Source organism: Polynucleobacter sp. JS-JIR-II-b4, assembly GCF_018687815.1.
Lineage (GTDB): Bacteria > Pseudomonadota > Gammaproteobacteria > Burkholderiales > Burkholderiaceae > Polynucleobacter.
Map to the genome: position 1 here is coordinate 1,500,206 of NZ_CP061306.1, position 18,513 is coordinate 1,518,718.

Consider the following 18,513-nt stretch of genomic DNA (forward strand, 5'->3'; position numbering starts at 1 on the left):
AAATACCCTGGGGGTATTATTGGGGGTATCGGAGCAAAATCGAACAGGGTCAAAAACATGGTTGGGGGTATTTCTGGAAAGCTTACGGATAAAGGGATCAAGAGCTTCGTCAACCGCTCAGCCCCAGGCAGCAAGCTTGCAGATGGCCGAGGCCTTTATTTACTTATCACCCAGACCCAAACTGCTATTTGGCGAATTAAATATCGCATCGAAGGCAAAGAAAAAAGTTATTCCATAGGCGGGTATCCACAAAATAGCTTGGCACAAGCAAGACTAGAGCTAAACGAGGTCAAAGCCTGTCTTACCAAAGGTCAGGATCCGGTAATCGCTAGGCGTCTTAATAGAGCCAATGCCGCATCTCAAAGTGACAGCACCTTCAAGGCTGTAGCTGAAGAATGGTTCGCCATGAAAGAGAAAGAATGGAGTGCAACCCACTTCACGAAATCCAAGAGGGCTTTTGAGCGGGATGTTTATAAATCTCTAGGGGCGCTGCCTATTGAAAGCATTACTCCGTCGGTTATTGCCAAGGCAATTGAGACCATCAACAAAAGAGATGTTCTAGAAACAGCCACAAGAATTTTGCAGCATCTCAATGGCGTCTTTCGTTATGCGCAAGCAAAAGGCTTATGTGAAATTAATTCTGCTGCGCCCGTGAAAGAAATTCTTCCTCGAAAGAAAACAAATGGTCGCATGCCCGCATTGCTAGATTGGAATTCTTTAGGCGCCCTATTACGCGCAGCAGAAGCTGCGCGTCTTTCACCATCAGTGAGAGCAGCTCATCGCCTTCTCGCATTTAGTGCAACGCGTATTAGTAACGTTGTGCAGGCTGAGTGGAAAGAGTTTGATCTTGATGCAGATATTCCGATCTGGGTAATTCCTCGCGCCAAGATGAAAGATCACACACGTATTGGCGATCATCGAATTCCTTTGAGTCCGCAAATTACTGCAGAGTTGAAACAATGGGGGAAACTTTTTGGAAGAAAAGGTTATGTATTTCCATCGCCGACAGGCAATCAATTTATTAGTCGTGAGAGTCTTGAGAAAGCCTATCGGGTAACTCTCAATATGTCAGGTAAGCATGCGCCACACGGCTGGCGTAGCGCCTTCTCTACCTTAGCTAGAGATAATGGGTTTGAGCAAGATGTTGTTGAGTTAGCACTCGATCATGCTCATGGGAATGAGGTTGTAAGGGCCTATGACCGTGGCGAACGATTTACTCAGAGGGTTGGGCTATATAAGTGGTGGGGCGAGAAACTAACTCATGCACAGAATGGGGCTGAGGTTATTGAGCTACAGAAGAAGGTTGCATAATGAAATCTTCAATTAGCTTTGCGGCTTCTCTGGTGAACTTTCCACTTTTATAGAAAGAGAGCGGGTGCCCTCTAAAACTTCAATAGTTTTGGTCCGAATTGCCTGCTGCTCTTCCTCTAATTTTCCATGCGCAAGCGGTGAATAAGTGGCGTTCTTAATATGCACTTTATCAAATTTATAACCGAGGGATTTTCCCATTGCACTCAAAAGCTCTACAAGCAAATCAATCCTTCTCATACCCCACTGTTCTGCTGAGATACTTTTATCACCAAGCAGATCTAGATATTCTTTCCACTTAGAAATTACTTCTCGCTCGCTATCTATCTTGCTTGAAAACTCTAGATCAATTCTATTGAGAGCTTCTACATGGGCATTTGAAACGGTATAAGCGCGGGTTGCCATCAGCGTTTTAAATATCGCTAATTTCCTACCCCGCTCCTCTTTTTTATCATCCAAATATCTAGTAATCTGAACTGCAATTATTGGGCCAGATAAAGTAGCGAGAATTATTAAACCGTCAGCAATAGTCATTGAAATGCCTTTATATATTTGCAATTTTTTTATATATTAACTTTACTTCCGCTAAGTTATCACCTCAAAGGTCTAAAAATGAGTAAATGGTCTCAATCCGTTAAAAAAGATGATGAAGTTTATGTTCTTCATCACACACCTCAGCTTATGGGAAATGGTAAATTTGCATCTAAGCTAATTATTGCAAGGCACTACCCAGATAGCATTGAAGAATTTCAAGTCCCACTTATTGGAAACCCAGAATTTGAAACGGAAATTGAAGCGGCTGAGCTTGGACTCAAAGCTGGAAAAGAGTGGGTGAGAGACTTGGGCTAACCTAAAAATGTCTAAATTGAGGAGGGGGTAATAATTAAGCAACTCTCTCGAAATGAGGCACATCCACAAACCCTTTGAAATTCCCACCCCATCTATTCTTGGGACCAAGGCTTTCCCAGTATTCGCCCACAGTGCGAATGAGCTCTTTATCCCAGACTAGCTTTCCATTCCAGAAGAAATTCAGGTCTATAGCGCAGCGTCTCAAATGATTGCTATTCATGGTCTTAGATCTACCGCTTTTGAAGTAGATCTCCTGCTGCTCCGGGGAGCGCCAAAGCTCTCCCCCTGTTACAACCCATCCTTCAGCCGTTGCAAACTGGATGAGGCGGCCAACATCAATTAAGAATGCCGCTTGCTCTGCAACTAAACCACTCATGCCTTCTCTTCCCTTTTATTTGGGCTATGCATGCGCATCTCAAAGATCTTCTCTACTGATCTTCCGCCAAAGTAAGCCAGCATGACTAGCTGCCCCCATTCGCCTAGAAGCTTTACATAGGCTTCATTGATGTCTATTCCCATTGCCGAAAGAAGTGCGAATAGAAGATAAGCAGTCAGAATGTAAACGAGCGTTCCTGGTCGTATGTTCTTCGATAGCCTGGAATCGCTACCCATATCGGATTGCCACCGGTGTGTAGCGTTCTCTTGTGAAGCTCGATGCATCTCAGCTAGTAGCTTTGATTCTTCTATTTCTAACTCTTTTTGCTTAAGGGTGTATTGCAATAGAAACTGTTCTTGCTCGATCTCAAGTTGCTTGAGCTTGATTAGATCCTCGTGACTTGGATTCTCCGGAATACGCGCCCCAATCTTGCTCTCAATGAATTCCTTACCTTTGGCTTGTACCGCGCCCGCAAGCAGACCAAGGCCATTGACGGCCAAGGTTTGCACTAGAGAGGTGATTATTGGAAGCATGTAATGAGTTTTTATCTTGATGCTTGGAATATGGAAGTCCACCGCCCCACTACCGCCTAGGCTTTTATTTGGTGTTGGCAGTGGGGCGCAATTACGCGCGCCCACACACCATCGTTACTTCAACACCCACAGCCGCACCCAAACACCTGCCGCTAGCGGTTATCTTCCCTACAGCTAGCGTTTCTTAGCTCCTTTGCTTTCTTGTGTTGATTCTGGCTCATGAGCTTTTTCTAATGTTTGCTCTTGAACTGGAAGTCTTCCCTCAGCCATCAGCCCCTCTACTATTTCCATTAGGCGATCACCATCATCTTCACCAAAGACTTTTGCCACAACTTCATGGCCGTACTTTGCACATAGACGGTCGTACTCCTGCTCTGGAGTAATGGTGGTCTTTGATGGGCGCTCGAACACCGTGACGTTCTCGCGCCCGAATAGGTTTCGAAGGATGTTGGTTTCATACGGCGGTACGTGCACATGGATGGTCGTGAATGCATCCCTGCGCACTACCGCCTCCACCTCTTTAATTTGGAAGTCGCTATGAATGAGTTCTTTATTTGTCATATGAGCTTCCTTTATTGAATCGCCAATACCGCGTGGGCATTGGCTCGTGAGATGGATAAGGCGCAGCGCAGGTTCACCATGGCATACATGGCTAGCGTGTCATGTGGACGAATTGGTGCAACGATGTCTAAATCATCATCACGCAACTTCATAAAGCGCGTGTTAAGGAAGTAACAGCGCTTGCTCCACTCCACGGTTCTATTAGCCATGGCATCTAGTTCATCAAACTGCGGATCCCAGATAATCTCTACGCCTTTAAAGGCAAGACCTGTGTTAACTCCTGCACCTACGCCTGCATCGATGTACTTGGTCTCACCCGATCCAGCAATATGAGTCACTGTGACTTGCTTACGATAGGTATCAATGAACTTTCCACCCGCGATGATGAAATCAGGACTACCGCCATGCTTAATACATTGGCGCCATGCTGTTTCCATCTCACCTACTAAATTTCCTGGCGATGTTGAGGCGATATCTTTAACCGCATAGTTGCGCCAGTAGCTTGCTTTAGCTCGGTCGATACCGCCAACAGTCCCGGCATCTGGCGCCAGGCTAACGAGACTATCTAGGCCAACTACTGCATCAGCGCCGTGTGAACCGTCGCGGTGAAGCTCAAGATCTAGCTTATTAAGGAATCCTTCTCGTAGGACTTCTAACTGCTCATCCAAGAGGTTGATTAGTTGTACGCGCTCGTTGTATTCCAGCTGAAAGCCTCGCGCCCCACCTTCTCTAACCTTAATACCGTTACTAAATAGCCGGTCATAGTCGATATAGAGCCCATCAACGGCTCTGCGCCATGGGAATGAGGCTTGCTCAGTGGTATTACGCTTATTGAACTTGACCGTCTCCTCCCCAAATGCCCAGGTGAAGTTACTCCCATGCTCTTTGCGAATGTTCTCCACCACATTCTGTTTGGCCCCTAATAGGCTCTTGCGCCCTTGCATCAGTTTCTTGAGGAAAGGCCTCTCTACTGCGATTTGATCTACTGGAAGATTGCGCAAGTATTCATCTAAGGAGACCTTAGCTAACTCTTGCAAGTCTGTATTTGAAATTGGCATATGCCACCCCTATCTATGTTTATGAATTAGCTAGATTCATCCTGATTGATAGGGCGTGAAACTATCCATTGCTACGCTACTAGGCGCGACTCTAGCGATAACGCGTTAGACGAATCAGTAGCTAGAGCTATTAACTCTTGCTACGTGTATTGATTATTGAGGCTGCACAAGCTTGGTTTGAATATTTCTGGGGTTTTTGTTGTTCGCGAGTTGTCTTTATGCCCAATGTGTCATTGCGCCACCTTGGGCATAAAAGAGCGTTTCTTTGGTGGTGCCCATCAAGGGTTCGCAAGCCACCCCTTTGGGGTGCCCTTGACGGAAGGTATTCATGGGTAATATGAATATGTATACCTACCTTAATTTATTTAAATTAAAATCATATAAGTCTTTGTTATTTATGATATTTAATCAATATTTACCATTACAAAAATAGGACATTCATGTCATATTTTTGTGTATAATGAGAGCATCAATACAGAAAAGAGACCAAGATGGCTAGAGCAACAACCAAAGACCGGATTTTGGCCAGCCTACGCAATTCCACAGGCAAGGTCTTCTTGCGTGACGATTTCAATCGGTTCGGCACCTACCGCCAGGTCTGTCGTGTGATGAAAGAGCTATCAGACGAGGGTAAGTTAATGCGTCTAGGCTACGGCACCTATGTAAAGGCGCGCCCCTCTTCTATATCCGGCAAACCAGTAGCAGATGAAAGCCTAATTAATATTGGGCTTGAAGTCATGAAAAAGTTAGACATTAAAGCTGATGTAGGTAAAGAGATGCGCGCTCTGATCGAGGGTGATAGCACTCAGGTACCAATGCTCCCCATCGTCAACGTTGGTAACTCTCGGGTGTGCCGCAAATTGTCTGTTGGTAACCGTAGCCTAGTCTATGAAAAAAGTTAACGACATCCAGCGACTCCAAGTCTTGGATGTAATTAATGAGTTTGGGCTTGGTATATCTGAATTCGCACTAGAAAAAGACTTCATGGTTACCGATGCTCTGGCCTCGCTTGCCAACATCAATAATCCAGACTTTGAATTAGTCTTCTGTGGTGGCACCTGCCTCTCCAAAGCCTATGGTCTATTGGATAGAGTCTCCGAAGATGTAGATATCAAAGCTACCCCAAAATCCTCAGAGGCATTGACGAGGAGCAAAATCCGCTCCAGCATGAGCAAGCTCAAAGATGGCCTTGAAGCAGCAATGAACTTGGCTGGCTTTAAATCGGAGTTCATTTCAAGAGATGCTAAGGACGATAACAACTTCATAGAATTCGATATCCAGTACTCATCCCACTTTCAGGTAAGCCCGGGCATGCGGGCTAATTTAAAGCTAGAAGTAAGTTACAGCCCCTTACAACTACCAAAGCAAGATAAAGAAATCACCCTACTCTTTGACTCCTTAGCCAGCATGAATACCGGCCCTAGGTTTTCAATTCCATGCGTAGATTTGAGAGAAGCTCTCGCTGAGAAAGTCATTACCTTCCCAAGACGTCTAGCCCTATCATTAGCCAAAACCGATGAAAAGGTAGATAACGCCTTAGTTCGTCATCTGTACGATGTTTATCAGATCATCGCAAAGAACCCCAACCTCCTAAAGAATGATCTGGAGCTGTTGACTAATCTGATAACTCAGGTCATTCAAAAGGATGGACTGGACTTTGCTAAACAGCATGATGCGTTTGTCAAAGATCCAATGGGTGAGATCAAGAAGGCTATGAAATACGCTAAAGACGATCCGCATACCAAGCAGACCTATGACGAATTCATCAGGGTTATGGTCTATGACAAGAATGCACCTTCTTTTGAAGATGCATTCTCACAGTTTTCCCAAACCCTGAATCTAGCTATACCGAACCTTTCTCAATAGAAGGCTAAATTCCCATATTGCCCAGATGCTGGGCTATCCGATCCATTGGCTCTTCAGAGCTCGCTACTGGCGCACCTAGAGTAGCCGTTCTCGCCCGAATAGGTTGAGGCTTATAACTTATAGGCTTTACCTTAGACCAGTCTTTTGGCTGAAGATCAATCGCGTTATAGATTGCATCTATCGTAGGCCGCCATTGCGAAATTTGATTGTTCTGTACGAAGACATGCATATAGAAGGGGTCTTGCATGTACTTTAGGAATAGCTGTGACTTATCCAAATAATCCACCTCACCATGACGCGTAGAGAGATAGTTCAAGATCTCTTTCTTGGCTTCATCAATAACGCTCCAGCGATCATTCTTTAAGTAGTTAGCCTCACTCTTCTCGCGCCATTTTTCTTTCTTGTTTCGATCGACCGCGTTCATAATGCTGCCTACCAGCTCACCCTCAATCTCATAGCCATGAAGCTTATCGAGGAGATCTTCAACTCTTGACTTGAGAGAATCATTTTCTTTTGCAAGCTCTCGATTGGTATTGGCCATCTTTTGAAATCGATTTTCACTGCGATTAGGTTGTGCTGCCTCCTGAGCCTGATCTTCAGAAGCTTGTTCAGTTGAATGAAGAACTCTTTCAATTAATTCTTTACCACTCTCAACCTGAATGGAGGCCTGTGGCTCAGACTCAACTGTAAGGACGGCAGGCGGCGGCAATAGCTCACTAATATCGTGGGCTATCAGTGGCTCTGATTCAGACTTAGCTTCAAATGAAGAGATTTCGACCGGTATTTGCACCTCGCCTTTAACTGGTGAAAATATTGGCTCCTGTACTTCCTCAAATTCATCTGAGCTATCTGCCTCTTGAGCGGTTGCGTCTTTGCCTAAGTCATCCAATAAGGCGGCAGACTGGCTCTTACGCCTAGCTTCATCTTGTTTCTGAACAGCAGCTCTCTCAGTATTTCTTCTCTCAAGGTCTTGCTGTTTTTCTAATCTAGCCGCTTCTTTATCTGCAACTGCTTTCAGTCTTGCGACTTCATCTTGGGCAGCCTTCTCATCAGCCTTTCTTCGCTTTTCTTCTTCTGCAAGCTGCCGAGCTTTTGATTGCTCAGCTATTTCGAGCGCACGCTCTTCTTTTGCCTTTTGACGCCGAGCAACGGATTCAGCTGCGTTCTTTTCTTCTGCTTCTTTTCTTAAACGCTCTTCCTCTCTTTTAGCTTCACGGTTCTGTACCCTCTGAATGGAGCCCCCATTAGTTAATACTCCAGAGTTAAAGTTTTTCACTTCTTGTGTCATCTACTATCTCCTCTTTTAAATGTTGATGTTTACTTTGCTTATCAGCGCCCATTTCCCATAGCCGATGCATTGAGATTTCATGTGGAATATCTACGAATCCATCGGCTTGTTTTGCAACGTTGGGCATAAATAGATTTGAATCGATGCGATCGTCATATCGCAAGAGAGTCTCGCGTAGGAGACTACGGATATGTTCGTAATCCATCCCTCTTGCTTGTAGGTTTTGCATTTGGATAGACAGGCTGGTAACCATTGGTAGAACTTTGAGCCAACCTTCTTTTTCCTCTATGCCATCAGGGGCTCCAGTAGTGCCTGCCCTAATATGCAGGTCAACCATGTCAAAGATTCGTTCTTTACTGAGCTCTGGCCAATCGTAGGTTTTCTCTTTGCTTATGGTGAGCTTGCCATCGACCATAGTTGTTTTAGTTATTGGCGCGCCCATATAGCGCTCTACTTGCTCTTTGGTCAGTTCTTGTAAAAGTACCTGGGCACTGTATTGCGCGATCTCTTGTAACCAATCTTCGATCTGGTCTTTGAATTCGAATACGCGCCCTGATAAGGCTCTTTGCAAAATGTTTGCCTCGGTGGCTGTCTTAGGTCTTACTACGGTGGACCTTGCTGCATCTTGCAGACCGGTGACTTGCTCCCAGTCATAACGTACTGCGCTGGTGTCATAGACGACCGGATCTATCTTGGGGTGACCTCTGGGGATAATGACTTGGTTAAGGGGCTTGCCTTCTGTATCAACAATAGTGATCTCACCAAATCTTGAATCGGAGTGTTTCTTAATTGTCTTTTCGTTAATGTCGGCAGATGCAACCCACCCCGGAATACAGAGGTCTCTATGCTGATTAAATCGATCTCTTGCTTCGTTATGCTCATCCTGTAGTCGTTCAGTGAGATCTACTAGGCTTGGGCCAACAAACTGCCCATCGACTACCTGATAAGGCAATAAGAAGAACGGGTACCAGCGCTCACCCGCTCTTGATGGTGAATATGGTTCACGCAGCCACTCTGTCGCGCCCTCCACCATTGTGTATACACGCTGTGTAGTTCTATCCCAGATCTCTAGGACTGCTATTTGCTGATCGTCACTTACTGGCCCAGCATCTAACTGCATTGAAGCCAAGCGCTTGGCCTTCTTGTGTGAGGGTTCGCTTTGGCCTGCTTGGTAGATCTTAGCGTTAGCGAGATTCTTTTTATATAAAGCCTCAGCCTGCGCGCGCTTCATGGGGATAACCTGGCACATCCAATCAGCGTCGGTGTAATCCCAAAACTCGCAGACGGATGGATCAATCAGAAGGTTTTCCGTAAGGACTCTATCGATAACTAGACCCTCAGCAGACCAAACCTCTGATTGCTCATGTATGCCTAGCAATTGCTCTTCTAATTCAATCTCTTTTTCTTCATAGTATTTTTTCTGGCTGCCATCTTCTAGATCTTGCTTAAGATCTCTAATCGCCAATCTATTTTCTTGTTGGTCGTTAATGCGTCCCTGAATATAGGCATCCTCGTCTACATCTCTTTGATACATCACCTTTAAGATTCCGAAACTGCAAGTAAGAGCCGCCCTTACTGTGGACTTAGCTCGATTCTTTAGTTGGGCATGCTCTAAGGCTCTATTGGTAACCTTCTCTAGGGTATTGCAAAAGAGTTTGATGTCCGCACCCGAATGGGTGGGGGCGATTGAGATCTCTGGGTTACGAGCATAGACGTTAGGCAGTACAGCAGAGATAGTTCCATGGATGAGATTTGCTCTTAGGCTATAGAAGTCCTTGCCAGTAGGATCTGCGTTCCAATTAAATCCAGAGACGGTATTGCGGTTATGTTTTACCCGCTTATGAAAAGTCGCCCAATGAGTGCGCGCATATTTAATGCGGGCATTCCATTTTTGTTGAAGAGCTTTAGAGTCTTGGGCCACACCCTATTTATAAATTCAGTGGCAATAGCTTAAGAATTTATTTTGGATTTATTCTGCAACCCTTCGTGCTCGCATGACTCCATACCTTGTTGCATCCCAAGCATGATCTTCGGCATCGGTATCCACATCTTCTGGGCTTAAGGAGTCTGGCGGTAATTGGGGAATTGTTCTGAGCCAATGCTTGCAAGTACTAAACACTTTTAATCTGCCCTCCGCCAATAGGCGAATGATTTCTTGGGCTCCGTTAACCCTACTTCTCGGGGCGTTATAGGCTTCAGTCCATTTAACCCCTTTATCTCTAAAGATCTGGCCAATTGATCTTTCTGCTCCGATCTTTGAAAAGATGGATGGGTCAGCTAGGTTCATCCGATATTCGTATCCAAGGCGTTGATCATGGATCTCGATCTTTTTAATCTTCTCTGCAACTACTGTTGCATCTTCTCTAGTACCGGTGTTTTCTTTATCTCCATATCCATAGAGCTCTCGCCAGAGGTAATAGACTCCATCGTTGGATAAGGCAAACCAGTAGACGGCATATGGTCTTGCATATCCCCAGTCCATTGAACGCCAAACCTTCCATGTCGGTGGAATGGCAAATGGCTCAATGACGTGTTTAGAGGGCTGCCATACGCCTTCCAAGAAACTTCCCACGTGGATATCCCAATCACCTTCTAACCAGGCTCTACGCCTGTTTGGATCGCTTAGCGACTCTAGGCTCATGAGATAGTTAGGGTCGTTTTTTAGTAGATGGGTATTCTCATGAATGGTGGAATGTATTCGCACTCTTGGTAGTGCGCCCTCTTGTCTGATGATTTGTCCCGCCGGTATTGTCCCAATCTGAAATCGCTCTTTTACCGATGCATGCCCTACTCCGAAAGGATTGCAAGTTGCTCTCACCATTCTTGGCATTCCGGGATGAGATGACCTGCAGGTGGAATGCATGGCTTCGTAAAAAGATAGGTTTCGCCAGTTGGTGAGTTCTTCAAATCCTAGCCAGGGGTATTCGTGGCCATGGTAATTCCAGTAGTCGTCTTCATTAGCCCCATAACGAAAGTACAGCATCTCTCCGGTAGGCCACTTCCAGACGTAATCTGATTCATTGAACTTGGCGCCAGGGAAGATCTGATAGAACCAGCGCTTACTCTTAGCTACTACGTCAGCTAACTGGGGATAGGTCAGACGAAAGAGTGTGCCGCGCCAGTGGTCTCCAAAGCCTCTGCCTACGTGTTGGGCATAGCTCATGAGTAAGGTATCAGTCTTACCGCCTCCCCTCGTGCCCTCAAGCAATACCTCGTATACAGGACATGTCAGAAATAGTGTCTGACTACCAGGCAATGGTGCCCAGATGGTTTTCATGACTTACGTTTATTGCACTAATGCTTGGGCTGGGCGGATCTTTCCCAATCCTCAACACTCATAGCACTTGGCACGACTAACACGCCACTTTGTAGGGGCACGCCATCCTTACCAGTATGTTCAATAGCAGATAGTCGTGGATGAACATAAGGTGCAGCATGCCTTCCAACGGTGGCTGCCATATTAAGGAGTTTGATTCTCGCTTCGCTTGCCAACTCTTTATCGCCAAAATCTTGTTCGCTAACGTTGCCGGCCTCCTCATAAAGTTGGTGCATTACCTTCATCATGACTTCCAAGGGCGTGATTCCTTGGGTTGCAACAGCTTCGGCTATCTGACGGGTTCGTTTAGTTAAGCTACCAGTCTTTCGACCCGCCCCAGCCCTTGCGCCTCCCTTTGATTTCTTTTGATTGTTTTCAATCATGGCTTTTTGATCATCGTCAGCAAGTGGGGTTGAAGCGCCACTGAATCACCTATCGGATCCTCAAACTCGATGATGATTCTTTGGAATAAGTCATGTCGGCTTTGGGCACCGCGATGCTTAACGACCCTACCTACACGCCCACTAGGCGTCTTAACAATGGACCCAATAGGAAAGTCTTCCATATCAGGGCGATGAACAACTCCAGCTAAGGTTTGGTTAACCAGCATTCGCCATCTCCTTACGCTTTCGTAACTCAATAAGAATTCTTGCCTTGAATGATTCATAGCTTTCTGAACCTTGGGCTCGCATATCAAGCTCTCGCCCTTTAGCATCTATGCCTTCATTGGTTTTCCACCAGGCATCCTCTGAGCTTTCTTGGCCTTGAATCTTTTTTCGCATTCCTTTGAGAATTGCTAGAACTAGCCCCGGGTTGATGGGGGTAGAACTTGAAGCCTTTTTTCTCATTTCTTTTGCCTGGGTTATCGCATCCTGAATTTCTTCCTCTGCAGCCATGAGCTTTGCAATTTCCCCAATCTTTTCATCCCTAGGGGCGATGTTTACTCCATGAACGGCAAAGACATTGGCAATCTTCTGCCTTGTCTCAAGATCATCGTTCGGACATTTTTCTTTTTCACCCCCATTGTTTTGTTTGCTTGGAGTATGGAGATTGGTGACTGGTGTTTGGTGTATGGTGTTTGGTGAGCATTGCGTTGGCAATGCGTTCGCATTGCGATCGCATACCGAGTTAGACGTACTATCTGACAGTATTTGCTCTACTGGAGATGTCTGCCACCTCCATTCAGCGCTCCGCCTAGCCTTGGATTGCCGGTCTTTAAAGCGAGCTATCTCATGGTCACAGCGCTCTTGTCGCCAGCCATCGTCTGTGAGGGTAAAAAACTCATTAAGGACTGAGACAACTGCGTTTTTTTCCTCTTTTGATCTGGCATTGATTAATCGCTGGACCGTCTTCATTTCGATTGGCAGCGGCTTTTCAGTGGCGTAATACTTTCGAATGAGACGGCTATAGGTTGCGTCCTCAATAAAGGTCAGATGCGCAGTGGCTTCTGAATAATCCCCAATGTGATGCTCGTAGTAATTCATCTAAAACAGTCTCCGTGTAGTTCTTTTTTCTTGCTAAAGATTTTTCGCAAGAGATGAATCTAACAATCGGAAAGCGTATCGTCAAACGTGTTTTTTATGAATTTATTTTGAATTTATTTATTTACTTTTTCGCTGTAATCCATCTTTAAGAAATTTGAGTTGTTTATTTTTTCTTCTTGAAGTGTTAATTGATCTATGTGCGTCCACTGCTCTCCTTATGCCATCAGAAAATACTGACAAGGCTGTAGCCCTTTACTGGATAAGCTTGTAACACTTATGTGAATAAATATTTTTTTGTAGTCAAAAATTAATATGCGTCTTCAAAGTGGGTATTGACATTTGATTGACCATCAAAATTTCATTGACTACATTGCTTCTCAGTAGCACACATATTGATACATAACAAAACTAGATGGAGAACAATTTGATGGTAGCAATTCGGCTTTACAGTTTGTACCGTTCATATGGTTACACGAAGATGAGTTCAGCAAAAATGGCTTTGCAGGTTTATCGAAAAAATATAAAGCGCGCCCGTCAGGGAGGTCGTCATGAGTAATTTAAATTCAGAGATAACCTTAATGAGAATTCCACAGATTTTGGAGGTAATGCCGATCTCAAAATCCAAGTTTTGGCTAATGGTTCAGAAAGGCGAGTTTCCTAAGCCGATCAAAATTGGAAGGTCCTCTTTTTGGACTATTGAACAGGTCCAGGGCTTTATCCAAGAAAGGACAAGGCAGTCTACTAATTAAATGGGTGGCTCCTAGGCTTAGGCTCATTGCATGAGCCAGCAAATTCATATCATTTACTGCCTAGGAGACACAAAATTAAGATATTTCCTACTGGCGCACTGACCTAACCAAATAGAGCAATAGCCTAAAATCAGAACATGTCCAAAAAACTTAAATTTATCGACGTATTTAGCGGCTGCGGCGGCCTGTCTTATGGCCTAGAGATGGCCGATCTTGAATGCCTTGCTGCAGTAGATTTCAATGCTATTGCTATCGAGACATTTAATCTAAATCATAAGCGTCCAGTAGGGTTAAAACGAGACTTGACACAGTTTGAGCCAGAAGAACTCGCTGAAATTATGGGCACAAGTGAAATTGACCTAGTGGTTGGTGGTCCCCCTTGCCAAGGATTCTCGACAGCAAGAACACAAGGTGGCGCTAATTTTGGCAAGGAATTTGTTGATGATCCGAGGCGTGATCTATATAAACGCTTTCTAAAACATGTTGAGTTTTTTAAACCCAAGATATTTGTCATGGAAAACGTCTTGGGCATCAAGAGCATGGGTAGCGGAATTTATTTCACCAAGATTCAGGAGGCAAGTAGAGCATTAGGCTACTCAGTTGCACCAGTGCAAATCAATTGCTGGGAGTTCGGGGTACCCCAAAAGCGGATTCGTCAACTATTTATTGGCACTCGTGTTGGGCTACCACTGTTCATGCCTACGCGCTACCTAACAAAAACCCATTCACTAGAACCCAGTGATAGCTCTATAGAGCCGATAGTTACATTGGGCGAGGCCATATGCGACCTACCTCCATTAAAGGCTAACGACGGCACTATTGAATCAAAATACGATTTGCAGCTAAGAAAAAATCACCTCAAACAATTTAGCAATCGATACATCATAGATTTAATGGGGGCTGATAAGGCTCCAAAATTGACCTGGCATGTATCTCGACCCCACTCTGAAAGAGATTTGAGGGATTTTCTACTCCTTAGAGAGGGGGAAAATAGCAAAGGTGCTATTGCTAGAGGCGAAGTTATGGAAACACCTTACTCCATGGAGTCTTTTGCTGATAAATACAAAAGACAAAGCCGATTTGATCTTTGTTCAACGATTGTTGCTCACTTAAAGAAAGATGGATTAATGTTTATCCATCCAACACAAAATAGATCCCTAACACCAAGAGAGGCAGCACGAGTTCAATCTTTTCCGGATACTTTTCAATTTTCCGGCCAAAGAGGAAATGTATATGAGCAGGTTGGGAACGCCGTACCCCCTTTAGCCGGAAGAGCAATTGGCTTTGCCATAAAGGCCTATCTAAAAAATAATTCTTCTTCAGAAGCAAGGCCACAATTCAAAGAATCAGAAAGAAATAAGGCCATTAAAAAGCTAGAGGAATTAACTAATTCTCTATACCTAGGCGTTATTGGCAAGATGAATGCAAAGGAATTTCTATCTATATGGAATTTGGTTCACGTTGTCCATCCAACACTCCATCCAGAAACAGCGCTTGATAGAACTGGCGAAATTCATATGCCGCCATCAGGCACCAGCGATGTTATAGCGCCTTATTACAAGAGATCAGGCTGGCCAGTAGCTCTTATTCCAATAGCAATAGAGGCAAACACTCGTTACAGCAATAAAGAGCTAACAGAGGAAGATTATTACTTCAATAATCTTGCCTCAGCCTAACTAAATTAGGCCAAAGGTTTCTCGCCCGCCTTCTTTTCCTCTGCAAGACGTTTAAATATCCTCAAGAGGTAACGTCTCTCACTGGGGGTGGCTTGACCGTACAGCTTGGGTAATACGTTTTTTACAGTTCCCGGCGTTAGACTCCATTCGGCATCTAATTTAGATAATGAATTACTAACTAGCTGTTCAAAATTTTTATCGTCAGCCTCATATACCGAAGCACCGGAGAATGTTGTCTCTCCATGAGCTCTATATAAATCATTAGCTTTTTTAATGATTGGGGCCAGCTTTAGGATTGCTTCTTCGCGAATTTCCCTTGGGAAGTTAATTTTCATCTTCGAGATATTTACCTTAAAGAGATCATCAAACCCAGCGGGTATTTCTACAAGAACTCTTGCTAGCTTAGAGTGCTCGTCAGAGGTTCTTAGCCCACACCAGCCACCACTTTGTAGTAATCGGCCAGCTCTATAGATATAAAAGCCTTGTTGCTTATTCCATTTTTCAGGGCCGCCAGCACGAAGATGTGCAGATGACGATGAAAATTGACTTTGAGTTGGAAGGACAAATGGCCTAAATTTAATGGTGCCCTTCTTTCCATCCATCGAGATAGGAATAGAAAATGACTCCAATTCCAATGTATTTTTTTCACTTCGGCAAAAGGGATCCCAAGATTCAACTAAATCACCATTAACAAAGATCATTACCTTCTTCGATCTCTGCTCACCAGTTAGATAACGATGAAAAGTAGCGCCAAGCGATACCTTTAAATCTTGGGTTAATTTCTTAATATCATTTTCGGCCCTACCACCGGTAGGATCCTGAAAGTTTAATAATCGATTCAGTTTTTCCCAAGTTACCGCAGTCCCAGTAGTTGAGTACAAATGCTCGACAACTGGATTTAGCAACTCATCAATCTCAACAGGCAAGATCTCCCACTGATCAACCTTATTAACATGATCCATATCCCAGGAATAGGAATGGACTTGAACCTTCTTTTGTGAGTTTCTAGAGGACACAGTCAATGAATCGCACTGACTTAGAGAGGAGGTTTTTAAGCCAAGGCCAAATTTACCCAAATCATCTTGCTCATAATCCCTCATGGAGCCAAATCTCATGGCCTCCCTTATTTCAGCGGGCGTCATTCCAACGCCATTATCAAGAACTGTTAAATATGAATCATAGCCATCGAAATGCAGGTTTACTTGAATTACATTTGCTCCAGCTTGTATGGAGTTATCAACAATTTCTGCAACTGCATCACTAAATTCATATCCCAAATCTCGCATGGACGAGATAAGTCTTTTTGCACTTGGTATAGAGATTACTGTCATATATTTAATTTAACGTGTGACGAAAACCTTCGTCTTCAGCCTTATTTTTTAATTCAATAATAGTTCGCCAGTCTTTATCATTAAAAATGGTTAGAAAACTTTTTGGCGTAGATGCCTTCTTAATCAAGGACTGTTCGTTAGGGGTAAAAAATTGGAAGAATGGTGGCCACTGACACAAACCTGAAAAATAACCAGAATTCATTAACTCATAGCAAGTATTTTGAGCAGATATGCCATCATCAATTTGTCCTATTTTTTTATTTTCTGCTTTTCTTGAATTTGCTTCCTTTTTATCCAATAGAAATGCATTCAAATCTTCACTCCATTCAACCGGGAGCGATTGTATTCTATTCCAACACTCTTCTTTTTTGGTCCACTCACCAACGTTAGTTGTGCCGGGAGGAGGGGTAAGAATTAGTTGCTGTACACGTATGGCAAGCTCAACTAAGTACGGGCCCAGAACATCAGGCACAGCCTGAGCTGCCCAAACTTTACTCAAATCAAATTCTCCGCCTTTAACTCTGAATATATTAAAAAATTCAGCTATCGTATATGCAGCAATTTGAGCGCGATAGTCTCCGGCATACCAGTCCCCTCGAGCAGAAGAGATTAGGGATTCAATCTTTTTCCAAAGAACGGCAATCGAAGCCATATCTTGGTAATAAGAATCCCCAAAATTTGGGCTAATAGTTTCCCAATGCTCAGTTTCTGACGCATCACCCTTTGGGGTGAATTGAGCAGCAAATTTGAGAAAGTTCTTCTGAGCGCCTTGGCTAATCCAAAATGGCTTACCCTTCCAAGCGCTGTCATACTTAGCTAAGTCAGTTTTATTAATTACCTGAGTACTTGGGAATTCCAAGTCAAAAAGGTCTCGTTTTGACTTATTTAAATATAAACGTTCGTTTTGATATTGACCGCGAGATCTCTCATAAAACCATTTCGAATCAAGTCGTGTACCAACCCGAACTGGGGCACGTAAACGCCTAGAAATTTCCTCAAGCTTCCTGTGTATTGGATGATTTGCAAAAAAGTCAGCAATCGCAACTTTATTTTGAGTGTTTGCATACTGAGCAATTTTAGGAATCATTAAATTTGCTTCACTGACATTAACAACAGTTAGCTTCATCTGAACAGTTACCCCAGAGAGACTAAGACCGTCTTTTTTTCTTGCGCTCAAAATACTTGCAGTTGTTTGACCACCATTAACAATTTGAAAGTCTGCTAACTCAGTAATTTTTAGACCGTCAGATGTTCGTCCAACATCAACACTTGTAGCTGTAGCAGCAATACCATTGTTATACGCAAAGAATAGCGATGGAGCGTCCTGAATAGTGGACCTAATTCCCTTATTAACACCACCCTTCATACCTAAAAAAGATCTAACGTTACCCTCAAGCAATCTACTTCCGTATCTCTCAAAGAGATCTGCAAGCAAGGGTGCCTCGATTACACATAAGTAAGAACTTAAATTTTCAGTCTTAGAGGCCTCAATACAAGGGATTCCGTCGGAATCAAAATCACTTAAAACAATTTCGATTTGTTCGCGCTCTCTTGAGGATTCGTAGAGAGACTTAATTCTTAAAAGATCCCAAACTTGGTGTTCTATTGAAATTCCGCCAATATCCCCACTTAGACTCTCTTTAAATCTTTGGCTTAATACGGCATTAGAAAAAAGGTGCAGTCTAATTCTAGAGATTTTATTCTTATACTCAGATAGAGTTGTTGATATCTCATATACCCCGCTTGACTCTACCTTTTCTTCAAAAAGATTATTTTTTATAGAGCCAACAATAAAATTTTCAAGATTTGTGAACAGCTGATTCACTTCTGCGGTTGTAAGCGTCTCAATCGCATCTGAGTCATACCACTTACCTATCACCAAGCCAAGTGTTCCATCTGACTCATCAAAGTCAGTGTAGCCATGAATTTTGTAGTTCTTGTTTCCTAGCTTGCCCTCATCCTCGGATAATTTAAATTCCCCATAAATAGGGTCATCCTCAAGACGGTCACTAACCTCGCGTATGAAGGCAATTGTGTCAACTAGATGATCATTTGATGCTCTTCTAGCAACAATATGACGAAGCTCTTCATGAAACGACTCTAAAGTTTCCATACGAA

19 protein-coding genes are annotated in these 18,513 nt (G+C 43.8%); 6 read left to right on the forward strand and 13 right to left on the reverse strand.

What is annotated here, in order from left to right; all coding sequences use genetic code 11:
- The first annotated feature begins 57 nt into the window (after positions 1–57).
- A complete protein-coding gene (locus ICV90_RS07540; RefSeq protein ID WP_215357934.1) occupies positions 58–1,311 on the forward strand; it encodes an integrase arm-type DNA-binding domain-containing protein in 1,254 nt (417 codons plus the stop codon).
- 12 nt (positions 1,312–1,323) lie between these two features.
- Here the strand turns inward: ICV90_RS07540 and ICV90_RS07545 are convergent, their stop codons facing one another.
- A complete protein-coding gene (locus ICV90_RS07545; protein WP_215357936.1) occupies positions 1,324–1,842 on the reverse strand; it encodes a DUF6680 family protein in 519 nt (172 codons plus the stop codon).
- A gap of 78 nt (positions 1,843–1,920) precedes the next feature.
- Between ICV90_RS07545 and ICV90_RS07550 the strand changes: the two genes are divergently transcribed.
- Positions 1,921–2,157, forward strand: coding sequence for a hypothetical protein (locus ICV90_RS07550; protein ID WP_215357938.1), 237 nt, complete (start codon positions 1,921–1,923; stop codon positions 2,155–2,157).
- Between the two features lie 34 nt (positions 2,158–2,191).
- Here the strand turns inward: ICV90_RS07550 and ICV90_RS07555 are convergent, their stop codons facing one another.
- The 4 genes from ICV90_RS07555 to ICV90_RS07570 form a co-directional block, all read right to left on the reverse strand.
- Positions 2,192–2,533 (reverse strand): M15 family metallopeptidase, encoded by a 342-nt coding sequence (locus ICV90_RS07555; RefSeq protein WP_215357946.1) that lies wholly within the window; start codon positions 2,531–2,533, stop codon positions 2,192–2,194.
- Entirely contained in the window at positions 2,530–3,066 is a 537-nt protein-coding gene (locus tag ICV90_RS07560) for a hypothetical protein (RefSeq protein ID WP_215357948.1), read from the reverse strand. Before ICV90_RS07560 ends, ICV90_RS07555 begins: the two co-directional genes overlap by 4 nt.
- Before the next feature lie 174 nt (positions 3,067–3,240).
- Positions 3,241–3,627, reverse strand: coding sequence for a hypothetical protein (locus ICV90_RS07565; RefSeq protein WP_215357950.1), 387 nt, complete (start codon positions 3,625–3,627; stop codon positions 3,241–3,243).
- Between the two features lie 11 nt (positions 3,628–3,638).
- Complete coding sequence (locus ICV90_RS07570) at positions 3,639–4,685, reverse strand: phage major capsid protein (RefSeq protein WP_215357957.1); 1,047 nt, start codon at positions 4,683–4,685, stop codon at positions 3,639–3,641.
- Between the two features lie 491 nt (positions 4,686–5,176).
- Between ICV90_RS07570 and ICV90_RS07575 the strand changes: the two genes are divergently transcribed.
- Together ICV90_RS07575 and ICV90_RS07580 are read left to right on the forward strand one after the other, a co-directional pair.
- The gene (locus ICV90_RS07575; RefSeq protein WP_215357959.1) at positions 5,177–5,587 is read left to right on the forward strand and encodes a DUF6088 family protein; all 411 of its coding nucleotides are present in this window, start codon (positions 5,177–5,179) and stop codon (positions 5,585–5,587) included.
- A complete protein-coding gene (locus ICV90_RS07580; RefSeq protein ID WP_215357961.1) occupies positions 5,574–6,551 on the forward strand; it encodes a nucleotidyl transferase AbiEii/AbiGii toxin family protein in 978 nt (325 codons plus the stop codon). The genes ICV90_RS07575 and ICV90_RS07580 overlap by 14 nt, the downstream gene beginning before the upstream one ends.
- 4 nt (positions 6,552–6,555) lie before the next feature.
- Here the strand turns inward: ICV90_RS07580 and ICV90_RS07585 are convergent, their stop codons facing one another.
- Genes ICV90_RS07585 through ICV90_RS07610 form a run of 6 tightly spaced genes read right to left on the reverse strand, consistent with a single transcriptional unit; the run spans position 6,556 to position 12,639 of the window.
- Positions 6,556–7,839, reverse strand: a complete 1,284-nt coding sequence (locus ICV90_RS07585) for a hypothetical protein (RefSeq protein WP_215357963.1) — start codon at positions 7,837–7,839, stop codon at positions 6,556–6,558.
- Positions 7,814–9,760, reverse strand: a complete 1,947-nt coding sequence (locus tag ICV90_RS07590; RefSeq protein WP_215357965.1) for a hypothetical protein — start codon at positions 9,758–9,760, stop codon at positions 7,814–7,816. The genes ICV90_RS07585 and ICV90_RS07590 overlap by 26 nt, the downstream gene beginning before the upstream one ends.
- A gap of 48 nt (positions 9,761–9,808) precedes the next feature.
- Positions 9,809–11,116 (reverse strand): terminase family protein, encoded by a 1,308-nt coding sequence (locus tag ICV90_RS07595; RefSeq protein ID WP_215357972.1) that lies wholly within the window; start codon positions 11,114–11,116, stop codon positions 9,809–9,811.
- Positions 11,117–11,133: 17 nt separating this feature from the next.
- Entirely contained in the window at positions 11,134–11,538 is a 405-nt protein-coding gene (locus ICV90_RS07600) for a hypothetical protein (protein ID WP_215357974.1), read from the reverse strand.
- Complete coding sequence (locus ICV90_RS07605; protein ID WP_215357976.1) at positions 11,535–11,765, reverse strand: hypothetical protein; 231 nt, start codon at positions 11,763–11,765, stop codon at positions 11,535–11,537. The genes ICV90_RS07600 and ICV90_RS07605 overlap by 4 nt, the downstream gene beginning before the upstream one ends.
- Positions 11,755–12,639 carry a YdaU family protein gene (locus ICV90_RS07610; protein ID WP_215357984.1) on the reverse strand — a complete coding sequence of 295 codons (885 nt, stop codon included), beginning with the start codon at positions 12,637–12,639 and terminating at the stop codon, positions 11,755–11,757. Before ICV90_RS07610 ends, ICV90_RS07605 begins: the two co-directional genes overlap by 11 nt.
- 578 nt (positions 12,640–13,217) lie before the next feature.
- Here ICV90_RS07610 and ICV90_RS10370 point away from each other — a divergent pair.
- Both ICV90_RS10370 and ICV90_RS07620 read left to right on the forward strand, forming a co-directional pair.
- Positions 13,218–13,388, forward strand: a complete 171-nt coding sequence (locus ICV90_RS10370; protein WP_371743894.1) for a helix-turn-helix transcriptional regulator — start codon at positions 13,218–13,220, stop codon at positions 13,386–13,388.
- A gap of 137 nt (positions 13,389–13,525) precedes the next feature.
- The gene (locus ICV90_RS07620; protein WP_215357994.1) at positions 13,526–15,064 is read left to right on the forward strand and encodes a DNA cytosine methyltransferase; all 1,539 of its coding nucleotides are present in this window, start codon (positions 13,526–13,528) and stop codon (positions 15,062–15,064) included.
- A gap of 5 nt (positions 15,065–15,069) precedes the next feature.
- Here ICV90_RS07620 and ICV90_RS07625 read toward each other — a convergent pair whose 3' ends face one another.
- Positions 15,070–16,395, reverse strand: coding sequence for an ATP-binding protein (locus tag ICV90_RS07625; protein ID WP_215357996.1), 1,326 nt, complete (start codon positions 16,393–16,395; stop codon positions 15,070–15,072).
- A 4-nt stretch (positions 16,396–16,399) separates the two neighbouring features.
- Positions 16,400–18,508, reverse strand: coding sequence for an AIPR family protein (locus ICV90_RS07630; protein ID WP_215357998.1), 2,109 nt, complete (start codon positions 18,506–18,508; stop codon positions 16,400–16,402).
- Positions 18,509–18,513: the final 5 nt, after the last annotated feature.

What these genes read in the sequence shown, in the direction of transcription:
- ICV90_RS07540 (WP_215357934.1), top strand. Translation starts at nt 58, where the DNA reads ATGGTTGGGGGTATTTCTGGAAAGCTTACGGATAAAGGGATCAAGAGC.
- ICV90_RS07545 (WP_215357936.1), bottom strand. Translation starts at nt 1,842, where the DNA reads ATGACTATTGCTGACGGTTTAATAATTCTCGCTACTTTATCTGGCCCA.
- ICV90_RS07550 (WP_215357938.1), top strand. Translation starts at nt 1,921, where the DNA reads ATGAGTAAATGGTCTCAATCCGTTAAAAAAGATGATGAAGTTTATGTT.
- ICV90_RS07555 (WP_215357946.1), bottom strand. Translation starts at nt 2,533, where the DNA reads ATGAGTGGTTTAGTTGCAGAGCAAGCGGCATTCTTAATTGATGTTGGC.
- ICV90_RS07560 (WP_215357948.1), bottom strand. Translation starts at nt 3,066, where the DNA reads ATGCTTCCAATAATCACCTCTCTAGTGCAAACCTTGGCCGTCAATGGC.
- ICV90_RS07565 (WP_215357950.1), bottom strand. Translation starts at nt 3,627, where the DNA reads ATGACAAATAAAGAACTCATTCATAGCGACTTCCAAATTAAAGAGGTG.
- ICV90_RS07570 (WP_215357957.1), bottom strand. Translation starts at nt 4,685, where the DNA reads ATGCCAATTTCAAATACAGACTTGCAAGAGTTAGCTAAGGTCTCCTTA.
- ICV90_RS07575 (WP_215357959.1), top strand. Translation starts at nt 5,177, where the DNA reads ATGGCTAGAGCAACAACCAAAGACCGGATTTTGGCCAGCCTACGCAAT.
- ICV90_RS07580 (WP_215357961.1), top strand. Translation starts at nt 5,574, where the DNA reads ATGAAAAAAGTTAACGACATCCAGCGACTCCAAGTCTTGGATGTAATT.
- ICV90_RS07585 (WP_215357963.1), bottom strand. Translation starts at nt 7,839, where the DNA reads ATGACACAAGAAGTGAAAAACTTTAACTCTGGAGTATTAACTAATGGG.
- ICV90_RS07595 (WP_215357972.1), bottom strand. Translation starts at nt 11,116, where the DNA reads ATGAAAACCATCTGGGCACCATTGCCTGGTAGTCAGACACTATTTCTG.
- ICV90_RS07600 (WP_215357974.1), bottom strand. Translation starts at nt 11,538, where the DNA reads ATGATTGAAAACAATCAAAAGAAATCAAAGGGAGGCGCAAGGGCTGGG.
- ICV90_RS07605 (WP_215357976.1), bottom strand. Translation starts at nt 11,765, where the DNA reads ATGCTGGTTAACCAAACCTTAGCTGGAGTTGTTCATCGCCCTGATATG.
- ICV90_RS07610 (WP_215357984.1), bottom strand. Translation starts at nt 12,639, where the DNA reads ATGAATTACTACGAGCATCACATTGGGGATTATTCAGAAGCCACTGCG.
- ICV90_RS10370 (WP_371743894.1), top strand. Translation starts at nt 13,218, where the DNA reads ATGAGAATTCCACAGATTTTGGAGGTAATGCCGATCTCAAAATCCAAG.
- ICV90_RS07620 (WP_215357994.1), top strand. Translation starts at nt 13,526, where the DNA reads ATGTCCAAAAAACTTAAATTTATCGACGTATTTAGCGGCTGCGGCGGC.
- ICV90_RS07625 (WP_215357996.1), bottom strand. Translation starts at nt 16,395, where the DNA reads ATGACAGTAATCTCTATACCAAGTGCAAAAAGACTTATCTCGTCCATG.
- ICV90_RS07630 (WP_215357998.1), bottom strand. Translation starts at nt 18,508, where the DNA reads ATGGAAACTTTAGAGTCGTTTCATGAAGAGCTTCGTCATATTGTTGCT.